This window comes from Streptomyces sp. NPDC002896 (assembly GCF_040295225.1).
Lineage (GTDB): Bacteria > Actinomycetota > Actinomycetes > Streptomycetales > Streptomycetaceae > Streptomyces.
Genome location: NZ_JBEOVA010000004.1, coordinates 145167 through 159225, shown reverse-complemented (window position 1 = coordinate 159225; position 14059 = coordinate 145167). Strand labels below are relative to the sequence as shown.

The window sequence follows — 14059 nt, the reverse complement described above, 5'->3', positions numbered from 1 at the left end:
TGACGGGTGGCGCGGGTGAGGGGGCCGCCAGCCAAGGAGGCGGACGCTGTACGGCAGGGTCGGCGCCGCAAGGGCGAGGGGTGCGGCGGGGCACCTCGGTCCGTGATCCCGGGCAGGCAACCGAATCCGCCGAAACGGTGGTCTGGAGGGCGAGGAGGGTGCTTGATGAAGGCCGAACAAGAGGCCCAGTTCCAGGAATTCGTCAGAGCGCGATGGTCCCATCTCGTGCGGACCGCGTATCTGCTCACGGGCGACGTGCACCACGCCGAGGACCTCACGCAGACGGCGCTGGCAAAGGCGTACCGCTCATGGCGGCGCGTCTCGCGCAGCAGCAGCCCGGAGGCGTATGTCCGCCGGATGCTGGTCAGCTGCAACAGCGATCGGTTCCGCAAGAGGCGCGTGACGGAGGCGCTGACCGCGGCGCCGCCGGAGGTGGCGGGGCGCGACGAGGCCGTCTCGCGGGCGGACGAGCGCAGCGCCCTGCTCGCGGCGCTGGCCCAACTGCCGCCCAGACAACGGGCGGTGGTCGTCATGCGCTACTGGGAGGACCTGTCCGAGGCGGAGGTCGCCGAGGTACTCGGCTGCTCCCCCGGCACGGTCAAGAGCCAGGCGTCCAAGGGACTGGCGAAGTTGCGTACGTATCCGGGGCTCGCGCAGGGCATGGACGGACCTGACCGCAGCCGGGCCTCGTCCAGGCAGGGAGGCAGCAGGTGAACGAGGAGCAGAAGCAGCAAGGCGCGGGAAGCGGCGAGGACTTCGAGGAGCAGCTGCGCGGGCTGCTCGCCGAGGACGCGTACACGATCCGGCCGAAGCCGGCGCCGTATCCGGCGATCCGCCGCCGGGGCACGGTCGAGCGGCGGCGCCGGGTGGCGGCGGCCGGGGCGGCCCTGGTGACGCTGGCGGCGGTACCCGTGGGGGCGTACGCGCTGACCGGCGCGGGTACGAGCGGGGAAACGGCGGCGCCGACACCGTCGGTCAGCGCCACGCAGCAGACGCCGGCGACGCCAACACCGACACCGACACCGTCCGCGTCGCCTGCGGGGCCCGCGCGGCCGGCCACGGAGGGCCAGCTGCTCGACGGGATCACTTTCGAGGAGGCCGCCGACGGGCTGGAGAAGTGCCTCGCCTTCGACAAGTCGCACACACCCGGCTCGGCCGGAGTGTTCGACACCGACCTGGGCGCGGCAGACGACTACCGGATCATCCTCGCGATGAACAGCACCGGCGACTCCAACACGCCCGATGACGGCATGTACGTTGTCGCGGTGAAGGAGCAGCCGCAGCAGATCCGGCTGATCTGCAACATCAAGGACGACAAGGCCCAGGGCCGCAACATCAGCGCAGGCACCGACGATCCACCGGACGCCGGTCCTGTGAGGGCCGACATCAACGGAGGCAAGCTCTACCAGCAGTCGGTCCTCGACCGCGGCAACTGGAAACTCCCGTTCCGCTGGGGCGTCATCGGCAGGGTAGATCCGTCGGTGGCCCGGGTGACCGTCTCCTACGGCAAGGCCACCAGCCAGGCCGCCCTGGACCACGGCTGGTTCGTCGCCTCCGGCATCCTGAACCAGCAGGTCACCGCGGCCCCGCACATCAAGGGGTACGACGCCGAGGGCAAGCTGGTCTACGACTCCGACCAGGACAAGACCTACGAGAAGACACTGCCGTAGCGCCACCGGCTGGGCCGGGGGCGCCGCCCCCGGCCCTCGATTCCACGGAGGTGGACCTCGGCGACGAACGGGCGCCTCCTGGTGGTGAGCAAACAGGCTGCGCCCGACGACCACGTGCTGCCTTTGCTGAGGCAGGGCGACGTGCCGGCTTCATAGGCGGCTTCGCCGATGCCGACCGGGCCGCCTGTTCCGGATCGAAGAGTGTTTTTTTTCCCGCCACGGGTGTTTGGTCAAGACGGTGATCCCTCGTCTGTCCGTCCGCGACTGATGCTGACGGCTTACGGCGAGAGCGGGAATACAGCGCCGAGCGGGTCAGGCAGGCAGGACGTCTCCCGGAACACTTCGGCCTCTGCCGAAACGACCGGATCTTAGGCTCCCCACCGTGAACACCGCACCTTCCAGCGCCTCGCCCGCAGAGACCCTCGTCCCCCACCTGGAGATCGAGCCGAGCATCCTGTACTTCGGGACGCCCGTGGTCCTCCTGTCGACGGAGAATCAGGACGGCTCCTTCAATCTCGCCCCGATATCCTCCGCATGGGCACTCGGACAGACCGTCGTGATCGGACTGGGCCGCGACGGACAGACCGCGCACAACCTCGGCAGCCGACCCGACCTGGTGATCAACCTGCCGGCCCCCGCCCAGTGGCCGGCGGTAGAGCGGCTGGCGCCACTGACCGGCCGTAATCCAGTGCCCGCGACCAAGGCCAAGGGATGCCGCTTCGAGCCGGACAAGTTCGCCGCAGCCGGCCTGACCGGCGAACCGTCCCACCTGGTCCGGCCGCCTCGCGTCGCCGAATGCCCCATCCAGCTTGAGGCCCACGCCGAGCGGGTGCGGCCGGACGCCTCCGGGGAGTTCGTCATCATCGAGGCCGTCGTACACAAGGTCCACGCCGACTCTCGCATCGTCGTTCCCGGCACCGACCAAATCGACCCCGCCGCCTGGAGTCCCCTTATCTACAACTTCCGCCACTACTTCGGACTCGGCCCCGAACTCGGCCATTCCTACCGCACTCAGACACCTCGCAGCTCCGAGGGCCCTGCTGCAGAGCATGCACTCGTTGCCGCTCCCAACTGAGTTCCGGCGGGATCGAGACCCTGGCGAGGTAGTCGAACTGGGCACCTGCTTCTCGGCGAGGCGGTCTTGGGCCGGGCGCCGGCCGACCGAAACTGGTTGCGTGAGCGGCTTGCGGAGGTCGAAAGCAGTCGGCCGACGCAGGCGACCGGGTGCGGAAAGTTCGCGCTGGCTGGGCCGACCTTCACGCCAGCTGGCCGTCACAGCCGGCCCCGAGGATGCCGTCGCCTTCGAGAAGAGGCTCCTGAAGCTCGACGGCGTCGCTTGGTGGAACCGCGACCGCTGAACGGCGGCTGCTACAGGTCTCTCTCCAGGCGGGGAGTGGCTGATCCCAGGCCACCGGCCCGGATGTGCGGGCAGGTCGCGGCGAGCGCCGTGAACGCTGCCCTGTCGTTGCCGACCGCTGGCGGGTTCGGCGCCCCAAGCAGCATGGGGGTGTCGGTGGACGCTGCAGCAGGTCCTCTACCACGCCGAATCCACCCGGCTGCAGTTCGGGTTCCGGCAGCGGCCCTTGAGTTGGTCTGGTGGCTCCAGGGTCCCGTCCTAGAGAGCTTCAAGTGCTGGGGTTATGCGCTGGGTTGGGCCCTGACACCTGACCAGCAGCGGAGATTGAGTTCCTTTCAACTTCAAGCCCGAGTTGGAGGTCGGTTCCTGTAGCGTCCGGCGCATGTCCTCCGCGCTGGACCACGCGACGATCGACGAGGTTGCGGCCTCGATCGACGACGAACTGATCGGGATGCGCCGCGACATCCACCGGCATCCTGAGCTTGCCGGGGAGGAGCGGCGCACTTCGGCACTGGTCGCCGAGCGGCTTCGTGCCGCGGGTCTGGCCGTCGTAACCGGCGTGGGCGGCCATGGTGTGGTGGCGGTGGTTGACGGTGCGGGTGATGGTCCGACCGTCGCCTACCGGGCCGACATGGACGCGGTTGACGACGACGAACTGTTCGACTGTGCCTTTTCCTCACAGGTTCCGGGTGCGGCTCACCTGTGCGGGCACGATCTGCATACGGCGATCGGGGTGGGTACCGCCCTGGTCCTTGCGCGGCTGCGGGAGCAGCTGAACGGCCGGGTCGTCTTCGTCTTCCAGCCGGCCGAGGAGACCTGTGAGGGCGCCCGGGCGATGATCGAGGACGGGGTCCTGGAGCGGACTGCGCCGCGGGAGATCTACGCGCTGCACTGCGCCCCTCTTCCGGTCGGCATGCTCGCGGTCGGGCCCGGTCAGGCGGGGCAGGACGGCTTCCGGATCGAGCTGGCGGGGTCGGACGCCGCCGACGACGCGAAGCGGTTCGCCGCCATGATCGACGGGTTGTCGACCGTCGGGCGCCCGCATGCGCCCGAACAGGTCCAGCGGCTCATGGACGACATGCAGATCCCTGATGGCCCGCTGGCGCGCTTCGTCTTCGCCCTGTCCCACGTGAGCTCGGGCGATGATGGCGCGCGCGTGCACGCCTGGCTGCGGGCCTGGCCCGACAGTCGGTACGCGGAGATCCGTGACGAGGTGCGGCGCTCGGTGGGTGCGCTCCCCGGCGCGCGGGTGGAGTTCACCGAGCAGCCATTTCCCGCCATGGTGTGCTCACCGGAGCTGAACGCGACGGCAGCCACGTACCTGCGAGGCGCCCTGGGCGCGGACGCGGTCATGACGCTGCACGCGGCGTATCCGTTCAACGGCGATGACTTCGCGGACTTCCTGCAGCAGGTGCCCGGAGCGATGTTCTACCTCGGCGTCGCCAACCCGGAAGCGGGCATCCATGGGCTCCCGCACTCCCCGGACTTCGGGGCGGACGAGCGCGCGATCGGGGTCGGTGTTCGCGCGATGGCGGGGTTCCTGTCGAGCCGCCTCGATGCCCTCGTGTGAGTTGCAACATCACATCTCGGGCGGCCGGGCGGCGCACCTCGCAGGCGTGACAGGAAAATGCTCACCCGCCTAGCCCGTCGGACCCACAGTCATGCCGGGCCGCCCGGAGGCTCCGGCGGAACCTCCGCCGGAGCCTCCGGGTGAGCGTAGGCGCGAAGCGATGGGTGTCAGGCGGCGGCGTTAAGGGCGGCAGCCTTGCCCTTGGTGACGGCGTCCTCGTGGGCCTTCGCCTTGGAGGCGTCGGCAAGCGGGATCAGCTCGGCCATGGCCGGGTTGGAGTGCGCCATGGTGAGCTCGGGGACGATGAAGTCGACCTTCATGCCCAGCATGTCGGCGAACAGCGCCTGCAGGAAGTTCTGTACGTACTCGTAGCCCTCGCGCGGGGTGCCGGGGGCGTAGGAACCGCCGCGGCTGGCGACGATGTACACCGGGGTGCCCTTGATCGGGGACTCCTCGACGCCCGCGGTGCGGCCCATGAGCACCACCTGGTCGAGCCACGCCTTCAGCGTGGACGGGATCGTGAAGTTGTACATCGGGGCGCCGATGAGCACGGCGTCCGCGTTCTCCAGCTCCTCTATCAGCTCGAGCCGCGCGGCGAAGGCCGCCGCCTGCTCCGGGGTGCGGTCGGCGGGGTCGGTGAAACCGGCGGCCGCGGTCAGGGCGTCCAGGTGCGGTACCGGGTCGGTGCCGAGGTCCCGGTAGATCACGGTGCCGTCGGGGTGCTGCTCCTCCCATGCCTTGCGGAAGGCGGCCGTGACGGAACGGGAGGCGGAAGCGGCCTCGGGCCAGAGGGATGAGTCCAGGTGCAGCAGCGTTGCCATGAGAGGTCTCCAAAGAACCGTATGCGAAATGAGCGGTCGGAAGGGCGCTGGCGGGCTGCCTTTCCTTTCGCACCTATTGATAACACAGGTACTTACTTTTTTTCACCTGCGAAGGTGGTCACAGTACACTGACGTCATGAGGGAACCGGTAACAGAGCCCTGCAAGCAGGTCGACGGCGGCATCACGCGCGTCTTCGCGCTGCTCGGAAAGCGCTGGACCGGCCTGATCGTGGCGGTACTGATGGAGCGCCCGGTGCACTTCGCTGACCTGCGCCGCGCCATCCCGGGCATCAGTGAGCGCATGCTCTCGGACCGGCTGACCGAGCTGGGCGCGGCAGGACTTGTCGTACGCGAGGTGGACGAGGGGCCGCCGCTGCGGGTCTCGTACCGCTTGACGGAGGCCGGTGCGGCACTCGACCCGGCCTTGAAGGAACTGGCCGCCTGGGCGGAGAAGCACCTCCCGGAAGCCGAGCGCGGCACGGAGCGGTGCCTCGGCTGAGCGGCGTCGCACGCTCGGTCTACTCAACGGGTCTTCATTCGTCCCGTTGGTCGTGCGTCCCGTTGGTCATTCGTCCCATTGGTCAAGGAGGACGTCGGCCAGGTCGGTGCCTGGTTCTGTGACTCCGTCGTGGAGGGCCTGTTCGGTCCAGATGATCTTTCCTCGGGCGGTGTAGCGGGTGCCCCAGCGCTGAGCGAACTGGGCGACCAGGAACAGGCCGCGGCCGCCCTCGTCGGTGGTGGCCGCCCGGCGCAGGTGCGGGGAGGTGCTGGAGCCGTCGGCGACCTCGCAGATCAGGTGGTTGCGGTCGTGCAGCAGGCGGAGCCGGATGGGTTGGGTGCCGTACCGGATGGCATTGGTGACCAGCTCGCTGGTGATCAGCTCGGTGGTGAAGGCCACCTGGTCCAGGCCCCAGGTCTCCAGCCGGCAGGTGACGTCGGCGCGGACGCGGGAGACGACCGCCGGGTCGGAGGTTACGTCCCAGTCGGCGACATGGTCGGGGTCGAGCAGCCGTGTGCGGGCGATGAGCAGGGCGATGTCGTCGCTGGGGTGCTCGGGCAGCAGGGCGTCGAAGACCGCCTGGCAGGTCTGTTCCGGGGAGCGGTTGGGGTGGCACAGGGCGTCTCGCAGGAGGCCCAGGCCGGTGTCCAGGTCGCGGTGGCGGTTCTCGACCAGCCCGTCGGTGAACAGGGCCAGCAGGCTCCCTTCCGGCAACTGCAGTGTGGCGGTTTCGAACGGGAGGCTGCCACCCAGGCCGAGGGGTGGTGAGACGGGCGTGTCGGGGAAGATGACAGAGCCGTCGGGGTGGACCAGGGCGGGGCCCGGGTGGCCGGCTCGGGCGATGGTGCATCTCCCGGAGGCCGGGTCGTAGATCGCGTACAGGCAGGTGGCGCCGGTGACGCCTTCGCTTTCGCCGACGGCCTTGTCGGTGTCGATGTCCTCATCGGTGTCGATGTCCGCGACCAGCTCGTCGAGGTGGGCCAGTAGCTCGTCGGGGGAGAGGTCCAGGGCGGAGAAGTTGTGTACGGCGGTGCGCAGCCGGCCCATGGTGGCCGCCGCGTGTACTCCGTGCCCGACCACGTCGCCGACCACCAGGGCCACGCGGGTGCCGGGCAGCGGGATGACGTCGAACCAGTCCCCGCCGACGCCGGCCTGCGCGGGCAGATAGCGGTGCGCGACCTCCAGGGCGGACTGCTCGGGCAGGTCGCGGGGGAGCAGGCTCCGCTGCAGGGCGACGGCCATGGCGTGTTCGCGGGTGTAGCGGCGGGCGTTGTCGATGGCCACCGCCGCCCGGGCGGCGAGCTCCTCGGCGAGGGACAGATCCTCTTCCCCGAAGGCCTCGGAGGCCTCTGCGCGCCAGAAGTGCGCCAGCCCCAGCACCACGCCGCGGGCCCGCAACGGCATGGTGATCAGCGAGTGGACGCCGAACTCCAGGACCCTCCGGGCTCGCTCGGGGTCCTGGGCGCGCCAGCCGTCCGCGGTGCTCAAGTCCGCCTCCAGCACCGCCCGGCCGCGCTCCAGGCTCGTCGCCATCGGGGTGCCGGGACGCCACCGGATCAGCTCGCCCACCGGGAAATAGGCGGACGCGTCCCGGGCCCCGTGCACGACGATGCGCCGCATCTCGGTGCTCTCCTCACCCGGCTCCCCGCCACTCACCACCGGCTCCGCCAACTCGACGCTGACGACGTCGGCGAACCGGGGGACCACCGCCTCAGCCAGTTCCTCGGCCGTGCGCACCACATCCAGCGTGGTGCCGATCCTCATCCCCGCCTCGTACAGCAGCTGCAGCCGCTCGCGGGCCATCTCCGCCGTGCCCGCCAGGGCCCGCAGCTCGGTGGTGTCCCGCAGAGTCACAGCAGTCCCGGCAGGCCCACCGTAGGGCGCGGTCGGGCGTGCATTCACCGCCAGCAGGCGGTCGCCCGCCATGTGCACCGCGTCGGTCGCCCCCCGCTCGGAGGTCAGCAATTCGGCCATCCGCGGGTCCAGGCCGAGGTCCGAGACCGGGCGTCCCTCCGCGGCGTCGGGCAGGTTGAGCAGCCGCCGCGCCTCGTCGTTGGCCAGCAGCAGCCGCCCGTCGCCGTCGACGATCACCACCCCCTCCCGCACCGAGTGCAGGACCGCATTGTGGTGCTCGTACATCCGCGTGATCTCGGCCGGGCCGAGGCCGTGGGTCTGGCGCAGCAGCCGTCGGCTGAGCAACGCCGCTCCTCCCGTGGTGAGGGCCACCGCGCCGGCGGCGGCGCCCAGTACGGCCGGCAGCTGCTCTGCGACCCTGTCGCTGACGTGCTCAAGCGTGACCCCGGCGCCCACCGCGCCGACCACCGAGCCATCCGGTTCCTTGACGGGGACGAAGGCACGCAGTTGCGGGCCGAGGGAGCCCACAGCCTCCTCCCTCAGTGTCCGCCCGGCCAGCAAGGGAGCTATGTCCGAAGTGGTGCGAGTGCCGGGGCCACCCGGTGAAAGGGCGTAGTAGATGCCGTCCCGGTTCATCACGCCCATGAAGTCGACGCCTGAGCCCTTCTTGGCCTCCTCGACCCGGGGCTGCAGCACCGCACTGGGATCAGGGGACACCAGGATGTCAGCGAGCCCCGGGGAGCTGGCGAAGCCCTGCGCGACAGCGAGTGAACGATTGCTGGCACCGTGGGTACTCTCGCTCTGGGCCGAGAACACCAGCATCACAACGGCGCCGATGGCAAGCAGAACCACGACCGCCACCTGCAGCAGGAACATCTGGCCGACGACGCTACGGACACTCAGTACCGAGGGCGGGCCCTTGCGCCGGATGCGAGCGGAACTGTCCAAGAGCCGAGCGTCCAGAAAAGACCCAGATCGGATACGGAATCCGGACATATATCAATCTTGCGCTTGCCCACCAAGACTTGGGGCCGAGGTGCTGGACAAACACCGGACGGACCCGCGCCGGACGGACTTGCGCCGTTCGGACTCGCGCCGGACGGACCCGCGCCGGACGGACTTGCGCCGTTCGGACTCGCGCCGGACGGACTCGCGCCGTTCGGACCCGCGCCGTACGGATCCGCGACACACGGCCCCCGGCTCAGGGCAGCAGCGGCAGGTTGCCGACGATCTTGTTGCCCCGGTTGCGCGGCCCGACCGCCTGGGGCCGTGACGGAGCATCCTTGAAACAGGATGCGGTGTCTGTCTGTCGTCGTCGTGCTCGTTGCCGCGAACCTGCTCAACAACCGGCTCGCGCCGGGCGCCTACGTGCTCACGTGCGTGACCTCCACTGCCGTGCTGCTCCTCATCGCCCGCCGGGACGGCCTCACCCCGGCCGATCTGGGGCTCGGCGCGGTGGGGCTGCGCCGGGGACTGCGGTGGGCGCCCGTGCTGGTCGGTTCCGTCCTCGTCGTCTTCCTCCTCGTCCTGGCCGTTCCGGCCGGCAGGGAGGCCTTCCGGGATGCCAGGGCCGCAGGTCTATCGGTGCAGCAACTGCTGTGGAGCGTGCTGGTACGTGTGCCGCTGGGCACCGTCCTGCTGGAGGAAACCGCCTTCCGGGGCGTCCTGTGGGCCATGATCCGGCGTCGCCGCGGAACCACATGGGCCACCACGGTGTCGTCACTGCTCTTCGGGCTCTGGCATCTGCTGCCCTCCCAGGGACTCAACCGCTCCAACACCGCAGTTCAGTCCGCCCTGGGAAGCGGGTCGGCGAGTGTGGCGCCGACAGTTGCGGCGGCCATCGCCACCACGGCCGCCGCCGGGGTGGTCCTGTGCGAGCTGCGGCGCCGCACCGGCAGCCTCCTGGCTCCCGCGGCGCTGCACTGGGCCGTCAACGGATTCGGTTACACACTCGCCTGGGCAGTGTCACGGTGCCTTACCCGGTGAGCTCCTTGGTGATGCGGTCGAGCATGAACGCCGAGGATTCGCGGGCTCGTTCCTCCCAGGCGAAGACGCAGGCGGTGGCGATGCCGTCGAAGTTCAGCTCGCGCAGTGTGCCGAAGAAGGCGTTCCAGTTGACCTCGCCCTGGCCGATGTCCAGGTGCTGGTGGATACGGGCGGTGGTGCCGGGCGGGTTGAGGATGTAACGCAGACCGGAGGAGCCCTTGTGGTTGAAGGAGTCCGCGATGTGCACGTGGTGGAGCTTGTCGCCGGCGTAGCGCATCATCGCGGCGATATCGGCTGTCGGATTGGCCCCGGAGAGGTGGAAGGTGTGCGGGGCGCAGTAGAGGTAGTTCACCCAGGGCTTGTTGATCGCGCGGACGAGATCGACGGCCGGGGTGTTCTCCTCGCAGAAGTCGTCGGGGTGGGCCTCCAGGTTGAGCGCGATGCTCTCCCGCTCGAAGACGGGCAGTAGTTCCTCCAGCGAGCGCCAGAAGGCGGCCTCGCTCTCGGCGGCGCGCTCGGGGCGGCCGTTGAACTCCGAGTTCATCAGGGGGCATTCGAGGTCGGCGGTGATCTGGATCATCCGCTTCCAGTAGCGGACGGCGGCCTGCCGCTCGGTCTCGTCGGGCGAGGACCATTTGTAGAGGGGCAGGACGGAGGACAGCTGGACGCCGTGTGTGCGCAGGGACTTCTTCAGCTGTGTGATGCGCTCGTCGTCCGCGCGCGGGTGGAGGAAGAACGGCATGAAGTCGTCGCGGGGGGACAACTCGATGTAGTCGTAGCCGAGTTCGGCGACGGTGCGCACCATGTCGTCGATGGGCAGTGCGCGGAACATGTACGGGTCGAGGGCGATCTTCACGCGGTGCCTCCGTAGAAGGCGGGTCGGGGTTTCATGTCGACGGTGACGAGGGTGCCGTCGGAGTCCAGGGAGCGGACGGTGGCGTCGGTGATGACGGTGGCGGCGTAGCCGTCCCAGGCGGACGGGCCGGTGGGCTCGGCGCCGGCCTCGACGGAGGCGATCCACTCGCGGAACTCGGTGTCGAAGGCGTCTGCGAAGCGGCCCTTCCAGTCCTGCAGGACGGCGGTGGCGTGCCGCCCCGCGGTGCGGACGCCGACGGCCGCGGGGTCGGGCAGTCGGATCAGGCCGTCTTCGCCGACGGTCTCGCACTGGATGTCGTAGCCGTACTGGCAGTTGACGAAGACCTCGAGGTCGATGCGGATGCCGTTCGCGGTCTCGAAGAGCATGATCTGCGGGTCCTTGAGGTGGTCGAATCGCTTGCTGGTGGCGCGCGGGGTGAGCACCTGGGCGGAGACGATCTCGTCGTCGAGCAGCCAGCGCAGTACGTCGATCTCGTGCACGGCCGTGTCCTGCGCGGCCATCTGGGAGGTGTAGGAGTGCGGGACGGTGGGGTTGCGGTGGGCGCAGTGCACGATCAGCGGGGTGCCGATGGAGCCGGAGGTGAGGACCTCCTTCATCTGGCGGTAGCCGGCGTCGAAGCGGCGCATGAAGCCGACCTGGACGAGACGGCGGCCGTGGGCGCGCTCGGCCTCGACGATGCGCAGGCAGTCCGCGGCGGTGGTGGCGAGGGGCTTCTCGCAGAAGACCGGCTTACCGGCCGCGATGGCATTGAGGACGTGCTCGGCGTGGGTGGGGCCCCAGGAGGTGACGAGGACGGCGTCCACCTCGGGCGAGTTGATCAGGTCGGTGCCGGTCGGCAGCGCGGTGGCGTCGACGCGGGCGGCCACCTCGGACGCGCGGGCCTCGTCTATGTCCGTCACGGCGGTGACCCGCGCCCCCGTGATGACGTCGGTGAGACGGCGTATGTGATCCTGGCCGATCATTCCGGCGCCGATGACACCTACGCGTACGGTCATGGTCGATCCCTTCAGGAGGCCTGGATGGGAGGGCGGGGTTCAGCACCTGACTGGCGCGCTCTACTAGAGCGCTCTAGGCGAGTACGATGGTCCTGTCCAAATGTCATGTCAATAGCTTGTTGCCGGGAGATTTCGAGACTGCCCGTAAGGTGGGCGCGTCGAAGGGTGGTTCACAGGTGGATGCATCGGGCAGGCAGCGGCCCACGATGGCGGACGTCGCTGCGAAGGCGGGCGTGTCCAGGGCACTCGTCTCGATCATCTTCCGCGGCCAGCCGGGGGCGAGTAAGGGGACCCGCGAGCGGGTCCTGCGCGTCGCCGACGAGATCGGCTACCGTCCCGACGGCGCGGCCCGGCTGCTGGCCCGCGGCCACAGCCGCACGCTGGGCGTGATGTTCACCGTGCACCAGACCTTCCACACGGACCTCATCGCGTGCATCTACCCCGAGGCTGAACGGCTCGGCTACGACGTCCTGCTCTCCGCGGCCGCCCAGGGGCGCAGCGAGGGCAAGGCCGTCGAGGCGCTGCTCAGCCATCGCTGCGAGGCGGTGATCCTGCTGGGCCCGGACGCTGAGCCCGGCTACCTCGACGAGCTCGGACGCCGCACGGTCACCGTCTCGGTCAGCCGCCGGGTGCCCCACGCCCACGTCGACTTCGTGCACTCGGCCGAGGGCAAGGGCGTACGGCAGGCCATGGAGCACCTCGTCGAACTCGGGCACCGCCGGATCGTGCACATCGACGGCGGCCGGGGCCCCGGCTCGGCCGAGCGGCGGCGCGCCTACCGGGCCGCGATGCGCCGCCACGGACTTGAGGCCGAGATGCGGGTGATCCCCGGCGACCACACCGAGGAGTCGGGCATCGACACGGGCCGTCTGCTCCTGGCGGAGCGCGATCAGGGGCACCCTCTGCCGACGGCGGTCCTCGCGGGCAACGACCGGTGTGCGTGGGGCCTGCTGATGGCCCTGACCCGGGCGGGCGTCGACGTCCCGCGCGACATGTCCGTCATCGGATACGACGACAGCCACCTCTCCCACCTGATGCCGATCGGCCTGACCACCGTCCGCCAGGACGCGGTCCTCTTGGCGGAGCACGCGGTGCGGTTCGCCGTGGAGCGGCTGGAGAACGAGGGGCTGGAGCCGCGGGAGGCGGTGCTGGATCCGAAGCTGGTGGTACGGGGGACCAGCGGGCCGGTGCCGGAGGCGTCGGCCTGAGGCCACAGGGGCAGGCCGGCAGCGCGGATGTGAGCGATGTGAGCCGGCACCGCGGATGCGAGCGTGAGTAAGCCGGCACCGCGGATGCGATGCCGGCCGCTCACACGGATGTCGATGACGCCGTTACCTGGCGGTCAGCGACGCCCTTCCTGACGGTCAGAGACGCCGTTCCAGGCGGTCAGCGCGTCCCCTTCGCGGCGAACTTGGCGATGTCGTCGACGTTGTCCTTGGTGACGAAGGCCGGTCCGGTGAGGACGGGCGCCGTGCCGCCGCCGCTGAAGTTCCCGTTGGTCTTGTACAGCCACAGGGCGTCGACGGCGAGGTAGCCCTGAAGGTAGGGCTGCTGGTCGACCGCGAACTCGACCTGGCCGTCCTGGACGGCCTTCACCAGGTCCTTGTTGAGGTCGAAGGTCGCGACCTTGGCCTTGCTGCCCGCGTCGGACACCGACTGGACGGCGGTGAGCGCGAACGGCGCGCCGAGGGTGACCACCTGGTCGATGGAGCTGTCCTGCCTGAGCTTGGCGGTGATCGTCGACTTCACGGACGGCATGTCGGTGCCGTTGACGTAGAGGGTGTCCGTCTTGCCGTCGAAGCCCTTCTTCAGGCCTGCGCAGCGGGCCTCGAGTGCGACCTGACCCTGCTCCTGGACGACACAGAGGGCGTGCTTGGCCCCGAGCTTGTTGAGCCGCTGGCCGAAGGCCTGGCCTGCGATGTTCTCGTCCTGGCCGAAGTATTCGAGCATGCCGAGCTGCTTCCAGTCGTCCAGGCCGGAGTTGAAGCCGACGACCGGGATGCCGGCTGCCTTGGCCTTGGCCACCACTCCCTTCATGGCGTCCGGCTTGGCCGCGGTGAGCGCGATGCCGTCGACCTTCTGGTCGATGGCGTTCTGCACCAGGTTGGCCTGATTGCCGGCGCTGGGGTCGCTGGAGTAGACGAGCTTGATGTTGTCCTTGGCGGCGGCGGCCTGGGCACCCTTGCGGATGAGGTCCCAGAAGGTGTCGCCGGGGGCCGCGTGGGTGACCATGGCCACGGTCATGCGGGGCGTGTTGGCCTTACCCGCCGAGGCGTCCGTGCCGCCTTCTTCGGACTTCTTCCCACCAGAGCTGCTGGAGCAGCCGGCGGCAAGCAGGGTGCCGACGAGGGCGGTGGCGGTCAGGGTGGCGGCTCGGTGGTGTCTGTGCATGTCCCTTGAACCTCGCTGTGCTGGTCGGAGTGGGTGACA

Annotated in this window: 12 protein-coding genes; 7 read left to right on the top strand and 5 right to left on the bottom strand. The window is 69.6% G+C overall.

What is annotated here, in order from left to right:
- The first annotated feature begins 165 nt into the window (after positions 1 to 165).
- From ABT009_RS07800 to ABT009_RS07785, 4 genes are all read left to right on the top strand, one after another.
- A complete protein-coding gene (locus tag ABT009_RS07800) occupies positions 166 to 714 on the top strand; it encodes a SigE family RNA polymerase sigma factor (protein ID WP_351290728.1) in 549 nt (182 codons plus the stop codon).
- A complete protein-coding gene (locus ABT009_RS07795; protein ID WP_351290726.1) occupies positions 711 to 1670 on the top strand; it encodes a hypothetical protein in 960 nt (319 codons plus the stop codon). The genes ABT009_RS07800 and ABT009_RS07795 overlap by 4 nt, the downstream gene beginning before the upstream one ends.
- Positions 1671 to 2052: 382 nt before the next feature.
- Positions 2053 to 2745 (top strand): flavin reductase family protein, encoded by a 693-nt coding sequence (locus tag ABT009_RS07790; RefSeq protein ID WP_351290724.1) that lies wholly within the window; start codon positions 2053 to 2055, stop codon positions 2743 to 2745.
- A 664-nt stretch (positions 2746 to 3409) separates the two neighbouring features.
- On the top strand, positions 3410 to 4597 hold the full coding sequence (locus ABT009_RS07785) for a M20 metallopeptidase family protein (RefSeq protein WP_351290722.1): 1188 nt from the start codon (positions 3410 to 3412) through the stop codon (positions 4595 to 4597).
- Positions 4598 to 4764: 167 nt separating this feature from the next.
- Here ABT009_RS07785 and ABT009_RS07780 read toward each other — a convergent pair whose 3' ends face one another.
- Positions 4765 to 5418, bottom strand: a complete 654-nt coding sequence (locus ABT009_RS07780) for an FMN-dependent NADH-azoreductase (protein WP_351290720.1) — start codon at positions 5416 to 5418, stop codon at positions 4765 to 4767.
- Positions 5419 to 5554: 136 nt separating this feature from the next.
- On the opposite strand from ABT009_RS07780, the gene ABT009_RS07775 reads away from it, so the two are divergent.
- Entirely contained in the window at positions 5555 to 5917 is a 363-nt protein-coding gene (locus ABT009_RS07775; protein WP_351290718.1) for a winged helix-turn-helix transcriptional regulator, read from the top strand.
- Positions 5918 to 5983: 66 nt separating this feature from the next.
- Here the strand turns inward: ABT009_RS07775 and ABT009_RS07770 are convergent, their stop codons facing one another.
- Positions 5984 to 8647, bottom strand: a complete 2664-nt coding sequence (locus ABT009_RS07770) for a SpoIIE family protein phosphatase (RefSeq protein WP_351291308.1) — start codon at positions 8645 to 8647, stop codon at positions 5984 to 5986.
- A 417-nt stretch (positions 8648 to 9064) separates the two neighbouring features.
- Here ABT009_RS07770 and ABT009_RS07765 point away from each other — a divergent pair, with 417 nt between their 5' ends.
- Entirely contained in the window at positions 9065 to 9757 is a 693-nt protein-coding gene (locus ABT009_RS07765) for a CPBP family intramembrane glutamic endopeptidase (RefSeq protein WP_351290716.1), read from the top strand.
- Here the strand turns inward: ABT009_RS07765 and ABT009_RS07760 are convergent.
- Positions 9747 to 10613, bottom strand: coding sequence for a sugar phosphate isomerase/epimerase family protein (locus ABT009_RS07760; protein ID WP_351290714.1), 867 nt, complete (start codon positions 10611 to 10613; stop codon positions 9747 to 9749). The genes ABT009_RS07765 and ABT009_RS07760 overlap by 11 nt on opposite strands.
- Complete coding sequence (locus ABT009_RS07755; protein WP_351290713.1) at positions 10610 to 11629, bottom strand: Gfo/Idh/MocA family protein; 1020 nt, start codon at positions 11627 to 11629, stop codon at positions 10610 to 10612. Before ABT009_RS07755 ends, ABT009_RS07760 begins: the two co-directional genes overlap by 4 nt.
- Before the next feature lie 206 nt (positions 11630 to 11835).
- Between ABT009_RS07755 and ABT009_RS07750 the strand changes: the two genes are divergently transcribed.
- Positions 11836 to 12837 (top strand): LacI family DNA-binding transcriptional regulator, encoded by a 1002-nt coding sequence (locus ABT009_RS07750; protein WP_351290711.1) that lies wholly within the window; start codon positions 11836 to 11838, stop codon positions 12835 to 12837.
- A 178-nt stretch (positions 12838 to 13015) separates the two neighbouring features.
- Here ABT009_RS07750 and ABT009_RS07745 read toward each other — a convergent pair whose 3' ends face one another.
- The gene (locus tag ABT009_RS07745) at positions 13016 to 14020 is read right to left on the bottom strand and encodes a sugar ABC transporter substrate-binding protein (protein WP_351290709.1); all 1005 of its coding nucleotides are present in this window, start codon (positions 14018 to 14020) and stop codon (positions 13016 to 13018) included.
- Positions 14021 to 14059 lie beyond the last annotated feature (39 nt).